Origin of the sequence: Chryseobacterium sp. KCF3-3, assembly GCF_045865955.1 — a bacterium.
Taxonomy (GTDB): domain Bacteria; phylum Bacteroidota; class Bacteroidia; order Flavobacteriales; family Weeksellaceae; genus Chryseobacterium.
Map to the genome: position 1 here is coordinate 3807323 of NZ_AP035792.1, position 21952 is coordinate 3829274.

22 protein-coding genes, 1 tRNA gene and 1 pseudogene are annotated in these 21952 nt (G+C 34.4%); 10 read left to right on the top strand and 14 right to left on the bottom strand.

Annotation, left to right across the window (positions count from 1 at the left end):
• Positions 1-12 precede the first annotated feature (12 nt).
• The 5 genes from ric to ACKTTZ_RS17115 all read right to left on the bottom strand — a co-directional run bounded on the left by ric (position 13) and on the right by ACKTTZ_RS17115 (position 3077).
• Positions 13-738, bottom strand: a complete 726-nt coding sequence (ric, locus tag ACKTTZ_RS17095) for an iron-sulfur cluster repair di-iron protein (RefSeq protein WP_407846099.1) — start codon at positions 736-738, stop codon at positions 13-15.
• A 44-nt stretch (positions 739-782) separates the two neighbouring features.
• Positions 783-1211, bottom strand: coding sequence for a c-type cytochrome (locus ACKTTZ_RS17100; RefSeq protein WP_051934579.1), 429 nt, complete (start codon positions 1209-1211; stop codon positions 783-785).
• A 14-nt stretch (positions 1212-1225) separates the two neighbouring features.
• A complete protein-coding gene (locus ACKTTZ_RS17105) occupies positions 1226-1675 on the bottom strand; it encodes a hypothetical protein (RefSeq protein WP_407846100.1) in 450 nt (149 codons plus the stop codon).
• Positions 1676-1730: 55 nt separating this feature from the next.
• Positions 1731-2162, bottom strand: a complete 432-nt coding sequence (locus ACKTTZ_RS17110; RefSeq protein ID WP_034698775.1) for an Rrf2 family transcriptional regulator — start codon at positions 2160-2162, stop codon at positions 1731-1733.
• A 102-nt stretch (positions 2163-2264) separates the two neighbouring features.
• Positions 2265-3077, bottom strand: a complete 813-nt coding sequence (locus tag ACKTTZ_RS17115; RefSeq protein WP_407846101.1) for a helix-turn-helix domain-containing protein — start codon at positions 3075-3077, stop codon at positions 2265-2267.
• Between the two features lie 132 nt (positions 3078-3209).
• On the opposite strand from ACKTTZ_RS17115, the gene ACKTTZ_RS17120 reads away from it, so the two are divergent.
• The 6 genes from ACKTTZ_RS17120 to ACKTTZ_RS17145 all read left to right on the top strand — a co-directional run bounded on the left by ACKTTZ_RS17120 (position 3210) and on the right by ACKTTZ_RS17145 (position 9442).
• Positions 3210-4532 (top strand): TolC family protein, encoded by a 1323-nt coding sequence (locus ACKTTZ_RS17120; RefSeq protein WP_407846102.1) that lies wholly within the window; start codon positions 3210-3212, stop codon positions 4530-4532.
• 4 nt (positions 4533-4536) lie between these two features.
• The gene (locus ACKTTZ_RS17125; protein WP_407846103.1) at positions 4537-5601 is read left to right on the top strand and encodes an HlyD family secretion protein; all 1065 of its coding nucleotides are present in this window, start codon (positions 4537-4539) and stop codon (positions 5599-5601) included.
• Positions 5594-7186: a beta-carotene 15,15'-monooxygenase gene (locus tag ACKTTZ_RS17130; protein WP_034698763.1), complete on the top strand. Its 1593-nt coding sequence runs from the start codon at positions 5594-5596 to the stop codon at positions 7184-7186. The genes ACKTTZ_RS17125 and ACKTTZ_RS17130 overlap by 8 nt, the downstream gene beginning before the upstream one ends.
• A gap of 189 nt (positions 7187-7375) precedes the next feature.
• Entirely contained in the window at positions 7376-8377 is a 1002-nt protein-coding gene (locus ACKTTZ_RS17135) for a GlxA family transcriptional regulator (RefSeq protein ID WP_034698761.1), read from the top strand.
• A gap of 105 nt (positions 8378-8482) precedes the next feature.
• The gene (locus tag ACKTTZ_RS17140) at positions 8483-9109 is read left to right on the top strand and encodes a DJ-1/PfpI family protein (protein ID WP_253317733.1); all 627 of its coding nucleotides are present in this window, start codon (positions 8483-8485) and stop codon (positions 9107-9109) included.
• A 260-nt stretch (positions 9110-9369) separates the two neighbouring features.
• Positions 9370-9442, top strand: a tRNA-Lys gene (locus ACKTTZ_RS17145).
• Between the two features lie 733 nt (positions 9443-10175).
• Here the strand turns inward: ACKTTZ_RS17145 and ACKTTZ_RS17150 are convergent.
• From ACKTTZ_RS17150 to ACKTTZ_RS17175, 6 genes and pseudogenes are all read right to left on the bottom strand, one after another.
• Positions 10176-10973, bottom strand: a pseudogene (locus ACKTTZ_RS17150) (recombinase family protein); the annotation flags it as partial.
• A 10-nt stretch (positions 10974-10983) separates the two neighbouring features.
• Positions 10984-11169: a hypothetical protein gene (locus ACKTTZ_RS17155; protein ID WP_407846104.1), complete on the bottom strand. Its 186-nt coding sequence runs from the start codon at positions 11167-11169 to the stop codon at positions 10984-10986.
• A gap of 164 nt (positions 11170-11333) precedes the next feature.
• Positions 11334-11597 (bottom strand): heme oxygenase, encoded by a 264-nt coding sequence (locus ACKTTZ_RS17160; protein ID WP_309870399.1) that lies wholly within the window; start codon positions 11595-11597, stop codon positions 11334-11336.
• A gap of 854 nt (positions 11598-12451) precedes the next feature.
• Complete coding sequence (locus tag ACKTTZ_RS17165; RefSeq protein ID WP_047387951.1) at positions 12452-12682, bottom strand: hypothetical protein; 231 nt, start codon at positions 12680-12682, stop codon at positions 12452-12454.
• A complete protein-coding gene (locus ACKTTZ_RS17170) occupies positions 12675-13013 on the bottom strand; it encodes a cupin domain-containing protein (RefSeq protein ID WP_407846105.1) in 339 nt (112 codons plus the stop codon). Before ACKTTZ_RS17170 ends, ACKTTZ_RS17165 begins: the two co-directional genes overlap by 8 nt.
• Before the next feature lie 142 nt (positions 13014-13155).
• Positions 13156-13374: a hypothetical protein gene (locus tag ACKTTZ_RS17175; RefSeq protein ID WP_103247406.1), complete on the bottom strand. Its 219-nt coding sequence runs from the start codon at positions 13372-13374 to the stop codon at positions 13156-13158.
• 449 nt (positions 13375-13823) lie between these two features.
• On the opposite strand from ACKTTZ_RS17175, the gene ACKTTZ_RS17180 reads away from it, so the two are divergent.
• The gene (locus tag ACKTTZ_RS17180) at positions 13824-14921 is read left to right on the top strand and encodes a calcium:proton antiporter (protein ID WP_407846106.1); all 1098 of its coding nucleotides are present in this window, start codon (positions 13824-13826) and stop codon (positions 14919-14921) included.
• Positions 14922-15961: 1040 nt separating this feature from the next.
• Here the strand turns inward: ACKTTZ_RS17180 and ACKTTZ_RS17185 are convergent.
• From ACKTTZ_RS17185 to ACKTTZ_RS17195, 3 genes are read right to left on the bottom strand one after another with little or no spacing between them, the layout of a single operon-like run.
• The gene (locus ACKTTZ_RS17185; RefSeq protein WP_407846107.1) at positions 15962-18229 is read right to left on the bottom strand and encodes a glycosyltransferase; all 2268 of its coding nucleotides are present in this window, start codon (positions 18227-18229) and stop codon (positions 15962-15964) included.
• A 45-nt stretch (positions 18230-18274) separates the two neighbouring features.
• Positions 18275-19303 carry a pesticidal protein Cry7Aa gene (locus tag ACKTTZ_RS17190; protein WP_407846108.1) on the bottom strand — a complete coding sequence of 343 codons (1029 nt, stop codon included), beginning with the start codon at positions 19301-19303 and terminating at the stop codon, positions 18275-18277.
• A complete protein-coding gene (locus ACKTTZ_RS17195) occupies positions 19304-19435 on the bottom strand; it encodes a hypothetical protein (protein ID WP_260543939.1) in 132 nt (43 codons plus the stop codon).
• Positions 19436-19599: 164 nt separating this feature from the next.
• Here ACKTTZ_RS17195 and ACKTTZ_RS17200 point away from each other — a divergent pair, with 164 nt between their 5' ends.
• The 3 genes from ACKTTZ_RS17200 to ACKTTZ_RS17210 all read left to right on the top strand — a co-directional run bounded on the left by ACKTTZ_RS17200 (position 19600) and on the right by ACKTTZ_RS17210 (position 21474).
• Positions 19600-20160 (top strand): AraC family transcriptional regulator, encoded by a 561-nt coding sequence (locus ACKTTZ_RS17200; protein WP_309870409.1) that lies wholly within the window; start codon positions 19600-19602, stop codon positions 20158-20160.
• Between the two features lie 492 nt (positions 20161-20652).
• Entirely contained in the window at positions 20653-20922 is a 270-nt protein-coding gene (locus ACKTTZ_RS17205) for a heme oxygenase (RefSeq protein WP_309870410.1), read from the top strand.
• Between the two features lie 57 nt (positions 20923-20979).
• Positions 20980-21474, top strand: a complete 495-nt coding sequence (locus ACKTTZ_RS17210; protein WP_213278755.1) for a CinA family protein — start codon at positions 20980-20982, stop codon at positions 21472-21474.
• Positions 21475-21952: the final 478 nt, after the last annotated feature.

Below are 21952 nucleotides of genomic sequence, written 5' to 3' on the forward strand. Positions count from 1 at the left end.
CTGTATTAATTTTTAAGATTCAACGGCAAATTCTTTTTCCAGTCGGATGGCTTTGGGGAAAAGGATATTATTCTCAAGGTGGATGTGTTTATGCAGGTCATTTTCAAAATCCTGAAGCATGGCAAAAGCTACTTTATAAGTATTGCAGGCATCTGCAGGAGGAAGGTATTCATTTGTAATTTCTGCGATCCTTCTGAAACGGTCACCTTCTACTGTGTGATCATGTTCCATCATATGGACCGGATTTTCTACAGTTCCAAAATGAGGCTTTGGAAAAGAACTCCCGGATATTTTAGCTTTCACCATATTTTTGACAAACGGGAACAGAATCAGTTCTTCTTTTTTCATATGGGCAGCCAGATCGTGTGCCGATTCATTAAATAAAGAATTGATTTCAAACAGTTCAGGATGTCTGCCACCATGTACTTTGCATAATTTATCAAGAAATGCCTGCAAAACAGGAGTTTTTTCTTCTACATAACGGTGATGGGTTTTCTCAATATAATCTGTCAGAAGATCTAGCGGCCAGCTGTTGAAGTCTATTGCAGAAGCTTCATTTTTTGGAAGAGCTTCCAGTTCTTCATAAATTTTTTCAGGAGCAAGTTTCTTATTACTGCATGCCTCTTCAATAGTTCTTCCGCCTTTACAGCAGAAATCGATACCATGTCTTTTAAAAATTGCAGCTGTTCTGAAATCTTCAGCCACCATATTTCCTATAAAGTCTGTTCTTGTATTCATAATATAATACTTTTTTGTCTTTTATTATTTTAAAATTTTTTTAATTACTTTTTGAGAGATAGAATATATTTTACCATCTGTCGGGCATTCTCTTTACTCAATCCTGTATGAGGAGTCATGGGAATTTCGCCCCAATTGCCTTTTCCACCGTCAATGATTTTCTGTGCCAGCATATCGAGATCTGCATCCGTATATTTTGCTGCAACTTCCTGATAAGAAGGACCTATTAATTTTGAATCTATTTTATGACAGGTAAGGCAATCTGTTCCTTCAATTAATTTCAATCCTTCATGTTTTGATGCATCTGAGGAAGCTGTAGCTTCAGGGACTGTTTCCACTGGCTGTGGTTGGACAACTTGTTGTTCAGAATAAGGTTCAGCCTGTGGAATGGGAGTCGTTTCCGGTTTGGAACAGGAAAATAATAATGTGGTTAAAGTCAATGCAATAATGGTATTTTGAACGAGTGTTTTCATAATGAATAGTGTTATTATTGAACTGTATTTCTTTTGAATTGTAAAATGATGGCTATAGTGAGTATTAAGGCTTTTGCGGTTTCAGCATAAATAAAATAGTCGTGTAATGGAGTAGGAGATAATGCTTTTCCTGATAAAAGTAGATCGACCCGGGAATCAAGTATTGGCAGCATCCAGAACTGTTCTAAAGCAAGTATAGAAAGTAAAACAGCCAGAATTATAAAGTCAGTTTTCGTATAATTTTTCCAACTGATAAACATCAATATCAGTATTACAATAAGAAATCCCCATTGTATTTTTGAAGAGAGTCCAAACATGAGTTTTCCTAATCCTAATGCCGTCGGAAGGGTGATTCCCTGAACCTGAAACTTCAACGGTGTCTCCAGGAAGCTTATAGTCAGAAACATTCCGGTCATCAGGCAGAGCAGCATCAGCACTAAAGGATTTTTGAGATATAATTTCATTTTTAATTTATTTAATATTAAAAGATCTTTTTATCTTTTATTTATTTAAATTTTTTTAAGCCCTCAAATGAGTAAGCTGTAAGTCCAGATTATCAACAAACATTTGAATTTTTGAGGTTTCAAGCATAATTCGAAGATCCTGTCTGATGCTTTTGAACTGATCATGAAGAGGGCACGGATGTGTTTCCGAACACTGATCCAGGCCAAGTCCGCAACCGGTAAAAAGTTTGTCTCCATCAATTTCTCTTACAATATCAGCAATGGAAGTATCCAGGTTTTTCTGATCCATATAGAAACCTCCATTCGGACCTTTGGCAGATTGAACAAATCCTTTTCTGCTCAGATCCTGCAATATTTTAGCAATAAAATGCTCCGGTGAATGGATGCTTTTTGAAATATCCTTAATCCCGACCCTGCTGCCATTTTTAGACTGCTGGGCAATATAGATCAAGGCTCTTAAAGCATATTCGCACGTTTTTGAAAACATTTTACTGAGTTTTATGGGACAAATATAGAAAGATATTTTTAATAAAAGATAAATTAGTCTTTTATTTTTTTTTCAATCTGATGAAGATCATACGTGGAGCGTTTAGCCCATCATGTTTTGAGTCGCTTTATTACTCTTTCTAAGATCAGATGGTCTCGATTGGGTAAACTCATGAAAAGTATCACTGAAGGCGCTGATAGAGCTGTAGCCCACATCATCGGCAATTTCATTGATGGGTTTGTCTGTATTTAAAAGCAATTCGATCGCTTTGATGATTCTTAATGTTTTTAAATACTGGAGGAATGAAATATCCATATCAGCCTTGAAAAGTCGTGACAGAGAACGTTCACTCAAACCAAATTTGCTGCTGACATTGGACAGAGTCAATTTTTCCCCGATATTCCATTCCAGATAAGATACAATTTTCATCATCTGTTTGTTATGGGTGGCGGGCAAAATAATGGGTAATGGCTGTTTGTGAGTTTTGGGAAGGATTTTTTTTAGAGCAACTAAAAATTCAAAATTTTCATCTTTTGCCGTAACATGTTTTTCATCCCAGATTTCAGAATATTTAATCATCTGAATCAGAAGTTCTGATGCCGGATAAATGCCCAGTCTGCTGTAGAAAGGATCTGAGATATCATCATGGGCATAGAAATAAAGAGAACGCAGAACTGTTGCCGTATGTCCGATTTCTAAAATATGTTCCATTCCCTGCGGAATCCAGAAGAAATGTCTTGCCGGAACCACATAGGTTCTGTTATCAATCGTAATATAGGCAATTCCACCTTCCACATAGCTCAGCTGTCCTTTCGTATGTTTGTGAAAAGGAATCAGTTTTTCTGATTTTTCGTGCATGACAAATACACTTTTATCGTCTTTATCAATGTCCGGAAGCGCAGCAATTAATCCCATAAAAAATTTTAAAATACCATTGAAAATGCAAATATAATCATTTGGCCGGAATCATGTAAAAGTTGACTATTTTAGATAAATAAAATTTCCGGATTGCTGATAAATTTGCAATGCAATAATTCAAAAATTCAAATGAAAATTTATGTCGCCGGATTGCTGATGCTTGGAATTTCATCCACTATATCAGCTCAGACCGGCAGTCCAACAAAGGATACCATACGACTCTCCCTAAAAGACGCATGGCAAAAAGCGGAAGAAAACAGCCGTCATATCAGAATCAATACCATCAATGTAGACATTGCCGAAGCTGAAGTAAAAGATGCCAAAAGAGAGCGTCTTCCGGAAATAGAAGTTAAAGGTTCTGCAGAAAAAGCTTCCAATATTCCCATCTATGAAAACGGAATTTTTTCTAAACCAACACAGCATGAAGTGATTCATACGCTGTACAGAGCCGGAGCAGATTTTTACCTTAACATTTATAACGGAAATAAGCTGAATCTTAAGATTAAGGAAAATCAGACCCTTCAGAAAATTAAGGATATTCAGAAAGAACAGTCGGTTTCAGACATACATTATAAAACTGCAGCTCTTTATCTTGAATTACAGAAAACATTAATCTTCAGAAATCTTATCAAACAGGATATCACTGATCAGAAGACACAGCTTAAAGAGATACAGACTCTTTATAAAAATGGAGTGGTATTGAAAAGTGATGTTTTAAGGATTGAACTGGAACTTTCCAAAAGAAAAATGGCTCTGGTGACTATAGAAAATGATATCCTCATTGCAATGCAGAAACTGAATATTATTCTGGGGATTCCGGATGAGCAGATTGTTATCCCTGAAGCACCGTTTAATCAGTGGAATGAGAGTACAACTTATACTGAGTATCTCAAACTGGCACTGGATCATTCTTTTGATTATCATGTTTCTGAACAGCAGACAGCATTGAGCATAATCAAACTGAAACAGGTAAAAGCCAATGTAAGACCTAAAATAGGGATGTATGGTGAATTTTATTATGCCAATCCGCAGATTTTCCTTTATCCCTATAATCCTTATTGGTATTCATTGGGAATCGTTGGAATTAAAGCATCGTTTTCTATCTCTTCCCTTTACCATAACACCCATAAAGTAAAGGCTGCCCAGCTGGAGTTTGAGAAAGAAGAGGAAGTGCACAAGGATACGGAAGATAAAGTAAGACAACAGGTGAAAGAAGCTTATCTGCGTTACCAGGAAGCTTTAGAACAGATAAAAGTGGCAGAAGCCAATGTGGCTCAGGCAAAGGAAAATGCACGTATTATCAAAAATACTTACTTCAGCCAGACTTCTCTTATCACTGAGCTTTTGGATGCAGATATACAGCTGCTTCAGACAAAATTCGAGCTTGAAGCCGCCAAAATTATGGCACAAAATAATTATTATTTACTACAAAACATTACAGGCGTTTTATAATACAATGAAAAAAAAATATACTCCCACCGATAGAATGATCACGAAGATCACAGGATGGATTTCAGTTGTAATCGTTACCGCACTTGCTGTCTGGGGTGGTTTTACCTTAAAAAATTATTATGCATATGAGCAGACTAATGATGCACAGGTTCAGGAATATGTCAATCCTATTATTTCAAGAGCCGGAGGATTCATTGTAGCTGTAAAGTTTGAAGAGAATCAGGAAGTTAAAAAAGGAGATACTCTTTTGATTATTGATAATCGAGAATATATTCTTCAGGAAAAACAGACTCAGGCTGCCATTCAGAAAGCCCGTGCCCAATTGAGAGTATTGGAAAGTACGACAGGAACTACAGAAAAGGAAGCTGCAGCAGCAATGGCTCAGGTAGATGCCAGTAAAGCAAAGGTCTGGAAACAACAGCTTGATTATAACCGATATAAAAAGTTGTATGATGAAGAATCTGCGACCAAACAACGTCTTGAGGATGTGAAAGCAACCCTGGATGTCAATGAAAGCGATTATCAGTCTTCACAGGATAATTATGCCGCTTCGGTATCCAAGATCAATGATATACGGGCAGAAAAAACAGTTGTTTTAGCAGAAATTGCAAGACTGGAAGCATTGCTGGACCGTCATAAGCTGGATGTAAGTTATACCGCAGTGACCGCAGCATATGACGGAAGGATGGGAAGAAGAACCGTTGAGGTTGGGCAGATGATTGATGCCGGAGAAACGCTGGCTTTTATTGTCAATAATGAAACCGATAAATGGGTGGTAGCCAATTATAAAGAAACTCAGATCAAGGATATGCATATCGGAGATCACGTGAAAATTGTTGCGGATTCTTATCCGGACAAAGAATTCCAGGGAACGATTATTTCCCTTTCTCCTGCAACAGGTTCAAGTTTTTCACTGCTTCCACCAGATAACTCTACAGGGAATTACGTGAAAATTGTACAGCGTATTCCTGTAAGAATCAGAGTGGATGGACAAAGAAGTCAGATTGATGTTCTGAAAGTAGGAATGAATGTGAATGTTTACGCCAATAAAAAGCATTCCAATGGCTAAAAGACAAATGCCCTATTTCAAAAAATGGGCTCCGGAATGGTTGGTGAAAATTATTCTTTTTTCAATGACACTTCCGGGAATCATTATCTTTTTTCTGCCATTGTCTAATCTGAATGCCGCCGCCGGATATTATGGATGTGAACCAGCGGATATCCAGTTTTCAGTAGCATTATTTTATGCAGGTTATGTAGGATTTTATAGCCTGGAAAGACGATTTTTCAGTTTCCTGGCTGCAAAAGAATATTTTCTTCTGTTCACCACATTGCAGATTCTGGCTTGTCTGATATGCTATTTCACCCGTGAAGTCTATATTTTATTTCCGGTTCGTTTTGTGCAGGGAATGTTATTTGCCGGAAATGTAAACCTTTCACTGACTCTTATTTTTACAAGATTAAGCAGTGAAAGAGGGCGGGAGATCAGTTTTTCTGTATTTTTTGGAATCTTAATTTGTGCTTTGCCATTCAATAATCTGATTACTGCAGATCTCATCGATTCCTATAATTTTAATATCGTTTATAAAACTGCCATATTCTCTTATCTTCCGGGGCTTGTTTTCCTGACTTTAGCTATGAGTAATTACAGAACCGATGCAAGATTTCACTTGTATAAACTGGACTGGCAGAGTTTTGGACTTTTCAGTACGATATTGGTTTTGGTAGGATATATAACCATTTTTGGGCAGGAATATTATTGGCTGGAAGATAGCCGGATTTTAGGAAGTGTCATCGGAATTATTGTTTTAGCAGGAATCTCCATATTCCGTCAGCAGGCTATTAAAAGACCTTATATTGATCTGCAGGTTTTCAGATACAGGAACTTTAAAGTAGGTTTACTAATACTTTTCGTGATGTATATCTGTAGGTTTGCCTCAGGAATTGTCAATACCTATTTTGCCTCAGAACTGCATTTAGATCCATTCCATATATCCTATATTAATATTTTCAATCTTGCAGGGTTGGTTATTGGGGTCATTATTGCCTGTTGTATGGTTTTACAAAAGAAAAATATACGGTATATCTGGGGACCTGGCTTTTTAATGCTATTGATCTTTCATGGGTTAATGTATTATTCTTTTGATGTTCAGGCTGATGAGTTTAATTATTATATTCCGTTATTTCTTCAGGGATTAGGGGTAGGATTGATAATGGTTCCAACGATTATTTATATTATTTCTTCCGTTCCTGCTGTTATTGGACCTTCCGCTGCTGCAACAGCATTAGCTATACGATATCTCGGATTTTGTATCAGCATTGCTCTGATCAATTTTTTTGAACTCTTTGAAAAAAGTCGTCATTACAATGCTTTTCAGGATCATTTAAGTGCTGTAGATCCGGAAGTTAAAAATTTTCTTCATCAGCAGACGGCAAAGCTTGTTGCAAGAGGAATGTCTGAAGATAAGGCTGTAAAAGCTGCCAATAAGTTATTGGTAGGAAGAATGAATGTTCAGGATCATGTCCGTTTTGCAATGGATTATTATGAAATGATGGTTTGGCTTCTTGCTGCCTCTCTGTTATTGATTTTTCTCTTCCCTTATCTCAACCGTACAGCTCTTTATCTGAAATCACGCAGACTGTCTCCTGCATAAATGAGACAATCATAATTTAAAAGTATAGCTTGTTAGCTAATTTTATAGTAGAGTGCTGAGGCTGTCTGATAAGGCGGCCTCTTTTATTCTGTTAGAAAATGGATGAACACTTATGGCCGGAATTGTATGTTTTTTGTCATTGCAGACAAGATCCTTTCTCTCTACATTTGTACTCATACAGAACGAGATATGAAGAAAGAAGGACAACATACAGGAATGAAAAATATAGTACTTCTGGCTTTACCACAGGTACAGCTGCTTGATATTGCCGGACCATGGGACGTTTTTACAGCAGCCAACCGTTTTCTGAACATTGATAAAATGGATAGCGGCTATCATGTGTACCTCGTTTCCGGAACTTCAGAGAAGGTTATCTATTCCAGTTCAGGAATGCCATTATCATGTAGTCATACCATTTATGATATTGATTTCGCTGTAGATACTTTGCTTGTAGCAGGGACAACGTTGAGTGTACTGGAGGAAATCAGCCATGATCTCTATCATTATCTTCAGAATATAAAATCAGACGTAAGACGGCTGGGATCTGTCTGTGTAGGCGCATTTGTTCTTGCCAAAGCAGGGCTGTTGGATGGCAAGCAGGTAACCACCCACTGGAAATTTGCAGACACACTTCAAAAGTGTTATCCAAAGCTGGAAGTGAATGTCAATCCTTTTTTTATTTGTGATAAACCTATCTATACTTCGGGAGGTGTTTCTTCCGGGATGGATCTTGCACTGGCACTTTTAGAAGAAGATTTTGGAAAGCCTCTGGCAACAGAAGTTGCCCGTCATCTTGTTCTGCCTTTAAAAAGATCCGGAATGCAGTCTCAGTTTGGAGATGCGCTGCCGGAATATGAAATAATGTCTCCTTTTACAAAAGAAGTTCGTGACCTGTTGAAAGATAAGCTAAATGAAGCTATAACAGTAGAGTATATTGCTGAGTCACTGAATATGAGTCCCCGTAATTTTTCCAGAGTATTTCTAAAAGAATCAGGATTGACTCCCGGCCGGTTTCTTGAAAAAATGAGACTGGATCAGGCTAAAAATATGCTGGAATATACTGAGATGAGCATTGATATGATTGCCGTTAAATGTGGATTTAGCAATGCCGTTTCGCTTCGCCGGGTATTCCTTAAAAATATTTCCCTTTCTCCGGCTCAATATCGGAAAGCGTTTAAAACTACAGAATAATTTTTTTCTGTTCTGATTTAAAATGAAACTGACCATTCTCAATGATCGGTAGGGAAGAACTATGCCTTTACAAAAAAAAATAATCATCTTAAAAATAAAAGAATTATGAAACAAGACACTAAAACAATGAATGTCGCATTTTTAATTTATGATCAGGTAGAAGCTCTTGATTTAAATGGTCCTTTGGATGTTTTCGTTAAGGCGAATGTTGTACATCCCAACTCTTATCACTGCTTTACAGTCGGAAAAACAAAAGAACCCGTGTATATGGAAGCCAATACGATGGCTGCTATTCCTACTTACGATATTCATACCTGTCCTAAGCCGGATATGATTGTGGTTCCCGGAGCAAATCCTGAACACATTATGAAATATATCCAGGATATGGATTTTCAGGAAACAGTTCTGAAATGGATCAGTAATAATTATAATGAAGGAGCTATTGTGTTTACAGTATGTACAGGAAGTATGCTGCTTTCCGGAACAGGTATCCTTGAAAACCATGATATTACCACCCATAGTATGTTGTTAGATACTTTAGAACAGTATAATCCGGAGGCAAATGTGATCAGGAATATTCGTTATGTGGATCAGGGACAGTTGATAACTACAGCTGGAATTACAGCTGGAATTGACGCTGCTCTTTATCTGATTGGAAAACATCTGGGTAAGGAGACAATGGATAATATTATCGAGATTTTTGAATATCAGAATAAGAAATCCGAAAGGTGAGTTTAGCAGTAAAATAGAAGGATTTTAAAATTTTTGTCAAGAGTAAAGATTGGCGAAAATTTTATTTTTAATTAATGGGGTACAGATTCTGTAATTTTTATTGAAAAAAAATGTAAACGTAATTGATTTATAAACAAGTGTTTGACTTTTTTGATGGTTTTTTTATCATAAAAAAGCATAGAAAAATTTGGATTTAAAGAGGGTTTTTCTATCTTTGCAGTCCCTTAAACAAAGGGATTTACTTAAAAAAGTAAGTGGCCGACTCGGTAGCTCAGCTGGTAGAGCAATACACTTTTAATGTATGGGTCCTGGGTTCGAATCCCAGCCGGGTCACTTGTTGGGACAAATCTAAAAAAGATAGATTTGTCCCATTTTTTTTACCATTTAATTTATTGGTATCCTGATAGATAAGTTCGACTGCTGAATTCATTCTTAGAGTTCGATGTAGTGTTCCGTCAAAAACCAAATAATCAGGGAACATCGAACTTATGATACGTCTCTTTTCTTCTGCATTCCCCTTCTGATAGCGTTTGTCAAGATTTGCAATCTTTTTTAGCCCAGATTTAAATAGGTCTTTGATTTCGGTGTTTACAGAAGATAAATTATTCAATCTTACTTCTAATTGTTCAATTTTTTCAGTGATATATTTTTTCAGAAAAATATAATCATCAGCTTCAATATCACCGTCAATCTTTTGGATAAGAGCTTTCCTTTTACGATTGTTTAATTCTGCAATTTGATTTAATATATTTGTCCTTTCTGCGTTTTGAGTTTTCGTTTGTACATTAAAATCTTCAGTGAATGCTTCTATAAAAACATCTATTATTCCTTTTTTAGGTATTAAGGATTTAAGTTGTTTGAGAAAAATATCATTAGCAATTTCTGCTTTAAATCGGACACCACATGAGCTTGAACAATGATAATAGTTGTAATAGACTCCCATTTTTCCTTTTGATGCACTTCCGGTGAGCATTTTACCACATTTATGACATTTCAGGAATCCTCGTAAAGGCAAATTATCAATTGAAACTACTTTGGGTTTGATTTTTCTCTTTCTTCCATCAAGTATTTGCTGGACTTCATTGAACATACTTTCGGTTATGAGTGGTTCATGCTGGCCCAAAACAAAATGTGCCTTTTCATCTTTATGAGCCGGGATAAATATTTTTCCGCAATACAATGGGTTTCTTAAAGCGACCCAAAAATTATTTTTACTGAATCTGTATTTGCCATCGGTTCTAAAGCGTAGCATTTTCCATATTTGTTCAGTATTGTAATTGTTCAGAATAATCTGTTCGAAGGCCCATTTTAATAAAGGTCCTTCGACTTCATGTATACCGATATATTTCTTATTATCTTCTGTTATTTTATTGCGATAGCCTAAAGGTGCTGTCCCCATATACCGGCCTTCTTTTTTAGCACGTCTCATTCCGTAAAAAGTATTCAGTGATCTACGATCATTTTCAACTTCAGGGGTGGCAAGATAAAATGCGAGCATTATCTTGTTTTCCGGAATGTCGAAATCAAGGGGTTGTTCAATGGCTTCTGGTTCTACGCTAAAGGAGCGCAGCAGATTGATCATTTGGTATGCATCACCGGCATTACGGCTAAACCTATCCCATTTTGTGAATAGTAATAGCGAAGTTGTTGTATTCTTTTTTATTTTCCGTAGAGCTGCTAAGTACTTTTGCCATTCAGGTCTATTAAAGGTCTTAGCTGAATAATCCTCAATGTAAACATTCCTTATGGTGATACCTTTGATTTCACAGTATTTTCTCAAACGATCTTCCTGATCTCGTTGAGAGTATCCCTTATCTGCTTGTTCATCTGTAGATACACGTATATATAAATCAGCTTGTCTCATAACATCAGCATTATTGTTTGGGATCGATAAAATCCAAATCGCGTCCACTAAGATACTGATTTACTGCAATATTAGCAATTGTCTTAATAAAGTTGAGTATAGCCTTAGCCTCTTCAGTATTTACAATTGTTCCCTTTTCTTTCAGGACTTTAACTACTTTTTCAGGAGTTAGTTTTGTTACCTCTTCTCTTTCCATCTTACTTCTATTTACCCTTAAATTATAGAGTAAGAGGTTTTGGAAATTACAAAATAGTTTTGTTTGTCCGTGGGAGACCTTGTTTGGCGATTGTATATAAACGAGTTATTAGTTGATCGTTAAAAGTTGCATTAGTGAGAGTAGTATTGGCTGATTTAACAGTTTTAAATAAAATCATAGTGATCCAGTCTTATCACAAAGTAATGTTCAATTGTTTTTTGAGCTTTTTTGCACATTGATAAAAGATCATTTCCTGATGTGTTGTCGAAACTAAAGTCATCATGGGTTTTCACGATATATTCGGTTACTATTTCAATATTCATTAAATCGAGCTCGGTTACATCGGTTTTCAACCTATGTTCTTCTTTGAAAAAAGGAATTTTACGGAAAATAGAATCGTTAAACCGAAAGAGATGTATTGTTTTCATTGGAAAAATATTTAAAATGAAAAATTTAGGTTGCAGCTATTATGAATGTACTAAGAATGCTTTTCTTTTAATCTTCTGTTGATCCATCTTTTAGATAATGTACGTTCTGATAGTAGTGGGTACATGCCACTTGAAAGCATGTATAATAAACTGTTCCAAAAGTTATTTTTTTTATGGAATTCATGATTGTAGTTAGTTAATAATTTTAAGTAGTCATGTTCATATTTCTTTGCTTCCTGTAAAGTGTAATTTTTTGGAATATCTTGAATAATATCCATAGCTGTTTGGCTAAAGACTCTTAGTGAATATTTTTCTATAAAGTCTAATTCAAGCCGGCACATCCAGGTAAGAGGAGTGAGTAAAGAAAAAATTTCCTCATAAAAGTTACAGATACTTGCCCTCCATGATAATCTTTCTTCTTCCGGTAAAATCTGACCTGCCAGCTGAACAAGTTTTCTATGATGGGCTGCCAGTTCATTCGTATAAGTATCGTTTTGCTTCCAGAATAAAATTGAATTGATTTTATTTTTTTTATTATATTCTCCAGTATATATTCAAACTGTATTCTAATATATTTTATATTATTGCTGATATCTTCTAAAACGGACTGCCAAAGATTATGTTGACTCAAGCTGCAATACGTACTAAATATCAATCTTGATCTGTTGGTAAGTTGCTGTAATTCTTTTAACATTCTAAGAATTTCCGTTGCATCTCTTTCAAGGGTGATATTAGTATTCCTGATATAGAATAAAGTAACAAACTGTGAGTAATAGATTCTTCTTGAGGCATTTTTTTTATTTCTGAGCCCTAATTTCTTCTTTGAGTGTTTATTTAGCTTTTTCATCAGAGTTTTATTGTAAGTCTTTTTTCTTAATAATCCCTTTTTCAAAGGATTTTTGCTGTATGATAAGGGAAATAAGATATTGTCTTAAATCTTTTATCGTGATATTTTTTTCTTTCTCAGAAAAAAATAGTGGAGTTTCATCTAGAAGTTCATACAGTTCAGGAAATTCTTTTTGGATTTCCACTGTTTTTTTAAATATCTTTTTCGTTAAAATAGATATAGTGTTTAGATTATTCATAGCCGCTTTTTATTATTGTTACTATCATCTTAAAGCGTTTATTTCCTTTTATCGAATGAGATGTATGGGCGGGAATGATAATGCATTCACCTTCTTTCATAAAATAAGAAGCTCCGTCTATAATGATTTCTGCTTTACCTTCAATAATTTGTGCAAAAGCACCAAAAGGAGAAGTTTTTTCAGATAACCCTTCTTTGTCATCAAACGATAAAGCACTGATGTTGCCTGTAACTTTTTCCAGTATTGTTTTACTGCCAACAGAATTCGGAATGTATTCTACAATCTGGTTGGTAATATATACTTTTGATTTCTCAAGTTCTTTATGATTCATCACAGTTGGTTTAAACATAAAAAGAGTAGGAGGTACTGTAAATAAAAGGGATAGAACTGTCTAATATCCCATCCCTTTTTCTAGTTAAAACATTTTGATAAATATATCTTTTTCATAGGTTTTAACTATTCTTGAAAACAATTTATGAAAGATTAATTTCTTTAATAATATTGAGAACTTCTTCACGGTTTTTTCTTAGTCTGTTTCCGATTCTTTCTAACATTTCCTTTTCTTGACCTTCTTCAAGTTTCAGATCGTTATCCGTTAATGTTGAAAATTTTTCTTTCAATTGTTTTGACTGTTCAATCCAGTCTCCAGGAGTTTTGAAAAATTTGTTGCCTTTGTTGTGGTTTGTGTCCATAAGGTGGATTTTAGTGTAACTTCATTGCTACGTTACAAAGTTGGGCGTTTAATAATCTATTGTATTATAGATTGTTTCTTTTATGTTGCACATATCACACTTTTATAAAATTGCAGCTTGTTTTGTGTATCTGAAATCCGGGTTTTCATAAAAGAACCGCTTTGATTACTCTGATATAGTAATAGAAGTTATAAGCCTGGGAAATGATTATAAACTTAAAATACTAATTTATATTCAAATAGTGAATGATTATTCGTATATTGCTGAATAACTGCATTGAACTGGCGATCTGAACTCTAACCTCCGACATATTCATTTTTTCATTATTTGATATTTCCGGTATCTTCTCTCTGCTTTAAATCATTTATCGAAACTGTTTTGAAAAAGAGAATATAAATCTTATAATTTCTCCAAAGGACAATTCAATAGTAGACAATAATAATGTTTTTATGAATATAAAAAAATATTTAGAGATGTGGACTTTTTGGGTTCCTATTCTGGCGTGGCTTTCTTATGTTGGAAATTCTGTTTTCGATTCAGGATATTACTCTGTGATTCTTGCTTTATTCTTGATGGGAAGTGTTTTGGCTGCTGTGTATCATTCCGAAGTCATTGCTCATCGTTTGGGAGAGCCATTCGGTACTTTACTTCTGGCATTTGCCATTACGGTCATAGAAGTAGGGCTTATTATTTCCATTATGATGGGAGCAAAAGGGTTGGAAACCATTACTCTTGCCAGAGATACGGTTTTTGCAGCAGTGATGATAATCCTTACGGGAATCATTGGGGGCTGTATTGTAATAGGTTCTTTAAGATATAGAGAACAAAGTTTTACACTACAAGGGGTAAGTACTGCACTGATTACGCTTACCTCTGTTATTATTTTTGTGCTTATTCTGCCCAATTATACGGTAAGCCATCTCGGAGGTGAATACACGTCCTTCCAACTGCTTTTTATTGCCTTGATTTCTTTAGGACTCTATCTTGGATTTACCATGATCCAGACTTTTAGACATCGAAGCTTTTTCATTTCTCCACAAAACAAATTATCCAAGAATCTGCCTGTAGAAAGTAATAATAAAATAATTTCCAGAAAACAATTATATATCAATTGTATATTGTTAATTTTATCCCTGGGAATAGTCGTTTTGCTGGCAAAACTTCTTTCAAAGGATGTTGAGCATATAGTTGTTTCTGTGGGTGCCCCCAAATCTCTTGTAGGTATCATTATTGCTGGTATTGTTCTGCTTCCGGAAGGTCTGGCTGCATTCAGAGCTGCAAAAAGTGATCAGATCCAAACGTCATTAAATCTGGCTTTTGGTTCAGCTTTGGCGAGTATCGGACTAAGTATTCCTGCGATTGCCATTATATCTGTAATAACCGGTATAAGAATGACATTAGGAATTGATATCAAATCAACAATACTTTTAGGACTATCGCTTTTTATTATTACTGTTTCACTGGCAACAGGCAGAACTAATATCATGCAGGGAATTGTACTAATTGCTATATTTTTAATTTATCTTTTTATTACAATTGTACCATAAACCTATTTAAGTTATACATTATAGCTTGATATATATTGAAACGGCTAGCTGTAGTTTATATGATATGATGGTTGATATAGAATATATTTCATCAAATGAAGCCACAAAAAACGTTTGAAGGCTCATAATTATAAAGGTATTGCCCAAATATTGAAATATCAAATAAAAACTAATGAGATAATATAGAAACTGGTTCACAACTTGGGTTAAGCCAATACTTTAAAAGTTTGAAGAAGTACTCTGAACAGAAAAAAGATTTTGCAAATAAAAATTATTTATCGATATGACTAGTAAAAAATATTACTTCCACGATAAAAGTCGGAATATTATATCAGAAGATCAATTAATTGGAGGAAATATAGATGATATAGAATGTTTTCTGGCTGATTATCAGTTACAAAAGCTACATACAATAGAGCGTGTCTATATCTTGAAAAAAACATTTTTAGGAATTTTTAAGACAAGATTGTATTTATATCTTAGTGAAGATACAATATATAATTACGCCATTCAGAAAACATAACATTACTATACTTTATTATTCCTCCGATCATAGCATAATGTTAGAATTCAAATTTGTTTGGAATATCGTTGCTTTGTCTTATTTCGTTTTGATGGTTTCTGAAAGCTATAGTATTTGTTACTCTTACTAAAACGATAACATCTTTAAAGGAGTGGTCAGCGGTAGCATGATGATGAAAATTAGAATTTTCACTTTAACCTTTCTAATGCCTAGGAGGAGAGTATATAACAAAACCCTCCTTTTTAGGGGAGAGTTAATTGTACTAATGAGAATGTACAACTATTATGAACAGTAAATGTATATGTAAATAAATTACATTAATATGCTGCAAGTCATGTGATTCTTTTTATTATTGTCGTATATGGAGTAGAATTAGTACATTTATTTTTAACTCTCCTTAGGGTATTTTTTTTAAGCATGACTTTTTAATGCGAGGTCTTATTACAGAGTTGCAGATAAATGACTGATATCAGAGTTTTGATCATAGGGTTGGTTGCTGGTTGAAAAAGTAAACTACTTATTTTGGAAAACAGAGCCTTGCCATGAGATAGCTGACGGTTGATTCTGCTCCCTGATTAAGATTAACATTTTTTTCTTCAAGACCGTCATAACAGCCACCCGTTGCAGGGTTATAAATGATCTGATGTAAATGATTTTTTCCTAAAAACCAATTAAAAGCACTCCTCATCATCTGCAAGTATTTTTCATCCTTAAAAACTTGATAGAATGTAGATAATGTCAGTATGGTGTAAGCAACATCTATGGGCTGCTCCCCGCCAATTGATTCAGGACTTTTAATCGTTTCTTTCTGCAACCATCCTTTATTGGAAATTACTTTGATTTCCCCCTTAATAAATATTTTAGAAAGCAGAAACCTGAATGATTCATTGGCAATTTGCTTGTACATTTCGTCTTTGGTAGTAATCCATGCGCATAATAAAGCCTCTGGAAGTAAACTGTTTCCATAGGTCAGATAACTTTCAAACCAATGCCAGTCTTTGTGCTTTTCATGCTGGTACATTTTCACCAGACGATTGGCCAGCTTTTTCAATAATGGAATATTGATTTCTGAATTTTGATAATGTAAACCTTTGATGATAAAGCCCATTGCTCGGGTAGAATGGATTTTCTCAATCAATGGAAGACTTTTTTCAATTACTGATTCTGCTTCATCATAAAACTGTTGAGGTAAGATTGTTTTTGTTGAAAGTAGATATCCCAGTGCCCAGACAGCCCTTCCATTGGAATCTTCAAGATTGGTTTCATAATTCTGCTGAGCAAATTCCTTGTTTTGATTCACATAGTTAAGAAAACTACCATCCGGTTGTTGACAAAACTTAATAAATTTTAGATAAGTGGAGATTAAGTCTAGGTCAGATTCATCTTTGCTCAGCTCATAATGTCTGCAGGCTACAATCATAGCGCGGGCATTATCATCCAAAGTATATCCGGAATTGATATCAGGTTTATTGATTTTAGAAAACTGGATCATTCCAAAATCTGTTGTCATATTTTTTATATGGCTGAGATTGATGATGGGAAATGCATAATGTAATGTCATGTTGTCTTTGCTATATTGTTGAAATAATAGGGCATGTGAAATAGAGGAATTCTCCCAGGCTGTGGGAGCCATTTTTTCCAAACTATTTGACCGTAATTTTTCCTGTGCAGTTTCATTTTTTAGTAATGTATTCACGGCAACAGCAAGCTGTTTCGGATCTTCAAAATCAATAATGATTCCCAGGTCTTCATTCAGTACTTCCAAAGCATGGGGAATAGGAGTGGAAACCACAGGGCAACCACAACTGATGGCGTAGGAAAAAGTACCACTTACTGCCTGATTTCTGTCTTTTGAAGTGAAAAGATAAATATTGGTAAGCTGAAGATAATCCAACAACTCATCTAAAGGCAGGTACTGGTTGATAAAGTAAGTATGTTTTTCCAGATGGAGCCTTTTAATAGTATCCTGCAAAAAATCACGATATTTCTCACCTTCATATTTAATGATGCCGGGATGCGTTTTTCCAATAATCAGAAACATTACATCGGGGTTTTTTGTAATAATTTCAGGCAAAGCTTCTAAAGTGGTTTCAATATTTTTCCCAGAACCCAATAAACCAAATGTTGAAAGAACTTTTTTATCATTAAATCCGTATTTCGCTTTTAGTGAAATCTTATCGATAAATGGCAGTAAATGAGTGCCATGGGGTATTACTTTAATTTTTTCAGCCGGAATATCATAATCATAAGAAAGGATATCCGCAGAAATACCGGTCATTACGATAATAGATTTTACAAAACTGCTGATTTCTTTTACCTTTTCTTTTAATTCCAAATCCGGTTTCGGCAGAACGGTGTGAAAAGTAATGATGACGTCTTTCTCTAAATTTTGAAGAAAAAGCAGTAATCCGTTTTTAGCTTCAGTGAAAAATCCAAATTCATGCTGGAGCATAACCAATTGAATATTGTCATTTTTGTTGATTTTATCAGCTAGCTCCAAATAAGAAATTGCATCGGATGTATTGAGCCGATATTGAGGATTTTCTTCGTATCGATAGCTTTCGTCTTCAGTTTCCATTGGGCAGATGGTGATGGTAAAAGATTCTTTGAACTTTAGCTGAAGTGAGTTTATAAGGTCTTGACAATAGGTTGCAATACCGCACACTTTAGGAGGAAAAGTACTTATAAAGATAATTTCAGGTCTATGATAAATTGTGTTTTTATTACTGTGTACAGATCGTCTTTTTGCCTTTTCCTCCACGTCTGATTTTATATTTTTGTTCATGTTGATATCTGTTTTAAAGTCTGATATTCTGTAGTGAATAGTCAGTTATGATGTGTACTGTAGTAATTCTTTCAGTAATTCCTGGATATTTAAAGAAGCAACAGCAACTCTTTTATCTGCTGCTCCGTAGTAAATATAGAGTGTATCTCCTTTTAGGATAGTTCCGGTAGGGAAGCAGACATTGTTCACTTCCCCCCTCTGTTCCCATTTTTCTTCGGGTTTAAAAAGAGGATATGGAAGTCTTGAAATTGCTTTCTCAGGGTTATCAAGATTCAGTAAAGCAGCGCATGCGCTGTAAACATACCCTTCAATGGTATCCTGTACGCCATGATAGATTAAAAGCCATCCATGTTCTGTTTCTATGGGAGGACATCCGCCACCAATATAGCTTACTTCATGCTCATATCGAGGAGATAAAACTATATATTCTTTAAAATGAAGGAAATAGTCTTTCCAGAAATCAGTATTCAGATCTTCAATATTTTCTATACTTGCAATTTGGATATCGGGTCTTATGCGATGAAGAAAATAAAGCTTACCTTTAATTTTTCTTGGGAAAAATATTACATTTTTATCCCAAAGGAAGACATCTTTATTCTTTTTATGAATAGACGGTAGTGTATTGAAGCGTCTGTACTTTTCTCCTATTTCACCTTGAGATTTTAATAAAAGTCTAAATTTTTTGTATGGAATTTTGGGAACAATAATGCCCAGCTTTTTCCATGATATAAGATCCTCAGATAGGGCAAGAGCTCCCAATGCATTAACCCCGTCATAACTGGTATAAGTAAGGTAAAATAAGTGATCGATTTTTACAATTCTTGGATCTTCAACACCATGTTTTTCGTATTCAAACTCAGGGATGATAACCGGATTGCTTAACCGGGTTTTTATAGTTTTATAATCTGAGAGTATACAGTATCCGATACTGGAGAAATTATTCTTGGCAACAGCCCTGTATAATAAATGTATTTTTCCGTTATCCTTAATAACTGCGGGGTTTAAAACACCTTCACTCTCAAAGTCTAATGTCGTTTTTCTGAGTATAATTCCGTCTTTTTTCAGGGATACCATTTAGTTGCTGGTATTTTGGGCTTCGTTTTCCCTGTCTCTTCGTTTATTCATCTTATCTTCCCGTTTCTCTTTTGCGGATTTTGCGGGTGGCGTTTTATCCGACTTCTTTTTTCCGTCTTTTTCTTTTGACATTTGAAATATTTTTTAGTAATTGTAAATTTCAATCATTAAAAAGGGAAAGCTTTGCAATTGTCTTTCAATTTGTTGCATAAATCATAGATATTTCCGATTTAATAGACTAACTTTGGTTAAATAACTGTTAATGAAATAATTGACAGATATAAATAGTAAGGGAGATGAAGTTGTATATAAAATATATGGTAAGCTTGCGCTGCAAAATGGTTGTCCATCAGGAATTGGAAAGGCTGGGCATTAAAAATGCTATTGTCGATTTGGGAACTGTAGAATTATTGGATGATATCAGCGCTGAGCTAAGACAAATTCTGAAAGAAAATTTACTTAAAACAGGACTTGAAGTATTAGATGATAAAAAAAGTATCCTGATAGAAAAAATAAAAAATGTAGTCATAGAAATGATTCATTATTCAGATGAACTCCCAAAAGAAAATTTCTCAGATTATGTAAGTGAAAAATTAGGATATGATTATACTTATCTTGCCAATACCTTTTCAGAAGTAAAAGGAATGACACTTCAGCATTTTATCATTATTAATAAAGTAGAAAAGGTAAAAGAATTACTGTTATATGATGAACTCAATCTTACAGAAATCTCTTATAAACTCAATTACAGCAGTGTAGCCCATCTTTCTAACCAGTTTAAAAAGATTACAGGGCTTTCCCCTTCATTTTACAAGCAGTTGAAACAAAGGCGTCTTGGAAATCTGGAAGACTTATAAAAGGTGGGATATATGTAAGATTATTCCGGATATATATAGCTTAGTATATACTCTAAAGGCCATCTTTGTAGTATAATAATCAGGAACTTATCAGATCCATAAAGTTTATATCATCATAAATAATTTTAGACTGAAAAATAGAGTAAGCGGTTGAAAGTATCTGTCATACAAAGTGCTGGTCTCCGGTATTAAAACATTCTATTAGTAAAAAAGACTGTAAAAAGCCAATATAAACCATGATAAAATTAATAGGCTTAAGGATTCTCAAATTTGATAATGAGTATATTAAAATCCCAATAAAATAGGAGACTGTTTTCACAAGATTTTAATTAATTAAGGATAGGAACCTATGGTCTCTGTCCTTTTTAGCCATGTTGGTATATAATAAATTTCATCAACTGAGTCCACAAAAAGAGTCTGTCTGAATATAAATAAGTATTTTTTTCACATACAAAACAGACCGTTCTTATTATAAATTCAATACAGCAAGTCATGAAAACAATACATCTTTTTCAGTTTAAGAACTCAATTTCCCGGAAGCTTCCTTTTTTTAAGGAAGAATGCAGATTAAATAATTTAAATGATTTAATGGCCTATGACCTGATGAACACCGAAAAAGTGACTGAATTCATTATTGAAGTTCATGATGATTTCATTTTTGAAGATATGGCCATAGAAGATCTTTTGTCAATGTGCGAAAATGCCAAGGAAATGATTGAACATTATTTTGTAACAACCATGAATGATTATGACGTTATTTGAAAATTGATTTCAGCAGTGTAAAAAGTTTTTTTATATCAACATTAAATAGTAGATGCAATGAAATTCCAGCAAAGTTTACTTGATTATATCAGTACTTCACTTATTACAATGAATGAAACGGTTTCTATAGCAGAAAGCGTAACCTCGGGATTAATACAGCTCGCTTTTTCCCAAATGGCTAATGCAAAACTGTTTTACAAAGGGGGAATAACGACTTTTACATTACCTGAAAAAGTTCAATTTTTAGATATAAATCAAATTGAAGTTAAGGAAAATGGTTTTGAAACTCAAAAAATGGCTGATACAATGGCTGCAAAGGTCGCTGAATCATTTGGAACAGATTGGGGAATTGCTTCTACTGGATATGCTGCATCTGTAAGAAATTCGGGATTTAAAGTGTATTCATTCTGTTCATTCAGTTACAAAGGAGAGATTGTGCTTTCCAAACGCATAGAACTTCATGATAAGACTCAGGCACTGGATGCACAGTTGTATTATACTGAATTTATTTTAGGATGTTATAAAAGTGTTCTTAATCAAATATTAATTTAGGCTATGATATACTTAGATATACCAGCTAAGTATATCATAGCCTTCGCTAAAATTTTAAATAGCTGCATTATTATTCACGACAGAAGTATAATTAGGAAAATTATTTTAAAAGAAACTTGTGAAACAGCCATGAAAATACAATTACTAAAAAATGATTTGTCCTTGGTTTTTTTTTATATGATCAGCATCATAATATAAATCTTATTATTATGCTATATTTGTAATAATAAGATTAAAGAAAATAAGAACAGCAGAACCTAAACTAAAATTATCAACAGTTGTTAGAAACTTATTTTCATCAAATGGCAAAGAAAGGAGCATATTATTACCTTTTGAAAGATGTACTGAATTACTAAGATAATAGATACCAGTAAAAACTTATATTATCAAGGTTCCAGGCCTAATAATATTGCGGTATTGCCAATTAATGCATAACTGCATTAGTCACCAATGATTATGTCGAATATTCTCATAGTGT

Bases quoted from the DNA above. Each gene is read 5' to 3' on its own strand.
- ric (WP_407846099.1), bottom strand. From the start codon at position 738: ATGAATACAAGAACAGACTTTATAGGAAATATGGTGGCTGAAGATTTC.
- ACKTTZ_RS17180 (WP_407846106.1), top strand. From the start codon at position 13,824: ATGAATATAAAAAAATATTTAGAGATGTGGACTTTTTGGGTTCCTATT.
- ACKTTZ_RS17100 (WP_051934579.1), bottom strand. From the start codon at position 1,211: ATGAAAACACTCGTTCAAAATACCATTATTGCATTGACTTTAACCACA.
- ACKTTZ_RS17210 (WP_213278755.1), top strand. From the start codon at position 20,980: ATGAAATTCCAGCAAAGTTTACTTGATTATATCAGTACTTCACTTATT.
- ACKTTZ_RS17195 (WP_260543939.1), bottom strand. From the start codon at position 19,435: ATGTCAAAAGAAAAAGACGGAAAAAAGAAGTCGGATAAAACGCCACCC.
- ACKTTZ_RS17125 (WP_407846103.1), top strand. From the start codon at position 4,537: ATGAAAAAAAAATATACTCCCACCGATAGAATGATCACGAAGATCACA.
- ACKTTZ_RS17175 (WP_103247406.1), bottom strand. From the start codon at position 13,374: ATGGACACAAACCACAACAAAGGCAACAAATTTTTCAAAACTCCTGGA.
- ACKTTZ_RS17160 (WP_309870399.1), bottom strand. From the start codon at position 11,597: ATGAAAACAATACATCTCTTTCGGTTTAACGATTCTATTTTCCGTAAA.
- ACKTTZ_RS17155 (WP_407846104.1), bottom strand. From the start codon at position 11,169: ATGGAAAGAGAAGAGGTAACAAAACTAACTCCTGAAAAAGTAGTTAAA.
- ACKTTZ_RS17105 (WP_407846100.1), bottom strand. From the start codon at position 1,675: ATGAAATTATATCTCAAAAATCCTTTAGTGCTGATGCTGCTCTGCCTG.
- ACKTTZ_RS17200 (WP_309870409.1), top strand. From the start codon at position 19,600: ATGAAGTTGTATATAAAATATATGGTAAGCTTGCGCTGCAAAATGGTT.
- ACKTTZ_RS17190 (WP_407846108.1), bottom strand. From the start codon at position 19,303: ATGGTATCCCTGAAAAAAGACGGAATTATACTCAGAAAAACGACATTA.
- ACKTTZ_RS17130 (WP_034698763.1), top strand. From the start codon at position 5,594: ATGGCTAAAAGACAAATGCCCTATTTCAAAAAATGGGCTCCGGAATGG.
- ACKTTZ_RS17170 (WP_407846105.1), bottom strand. From the start codon at position 13,013: ATGAATCATAAAGAACTTGAGAAATCAAAAGTATATATTACCAACCAG.
- ACKTTZ_RS17165 (WP_047387951.1), bottom strand. From the start codon at position 12,682: ATGAATAATCTAAACACTATATCTATTTTAACGAAAAAGATATTTAAA.
- ACKTTZ_RS17110 (WP_034698775.1), bottom strand. From the start codon at position 2,162: ATGTTTTCAAAAACGTGCGAATATGCTTTAAGAGCCTTGATCTATATT.
- ACKTTZ_RS17115 (WP_407846101.1), bottom strand. From the start codon at position 3,077: ATGGGATTAATTGCTGCGCTTCCGGACATTGATAAAGACGATAAAAGT.
- ACKTTZ_RS17205 (WP_309870410.1), top strand. From the start codon at position 20,653: ATGAAAACAATACATCTTTTTCAGTTTAAGAACTCAATTTCCCGGAAG.
- ACKTTZ_RS17140 (WP_253317733.1), top strand. From the start codon at position 8,483: ATGAAACAAGACACTAAAACAATGAATGTCGCATTTTTAATTTATGAT.
- ACKTTZ_RS17120 (WP_407846102.1), top strand. From the start codon at position 3,210: ATGAAAATTTATGTCGCCGGATTGCTGATGCTTGGAATTTCATCCACT.
- ACKTTZ_RS17185 (WP_407846107.1), bottom strand. From the start codon at position 18,229: ATGAACAAAAATATAAAATCAGACGTGGAGGAAAAGGCAAAAAGACGA.
- ACKTTZ_RS17135 (WP_034698761.1), top strand. From the start codon at position 7,376: ATGAAGAAAGAAGGACAACATACAGGAATGAAAAATATAGTACTTCTG.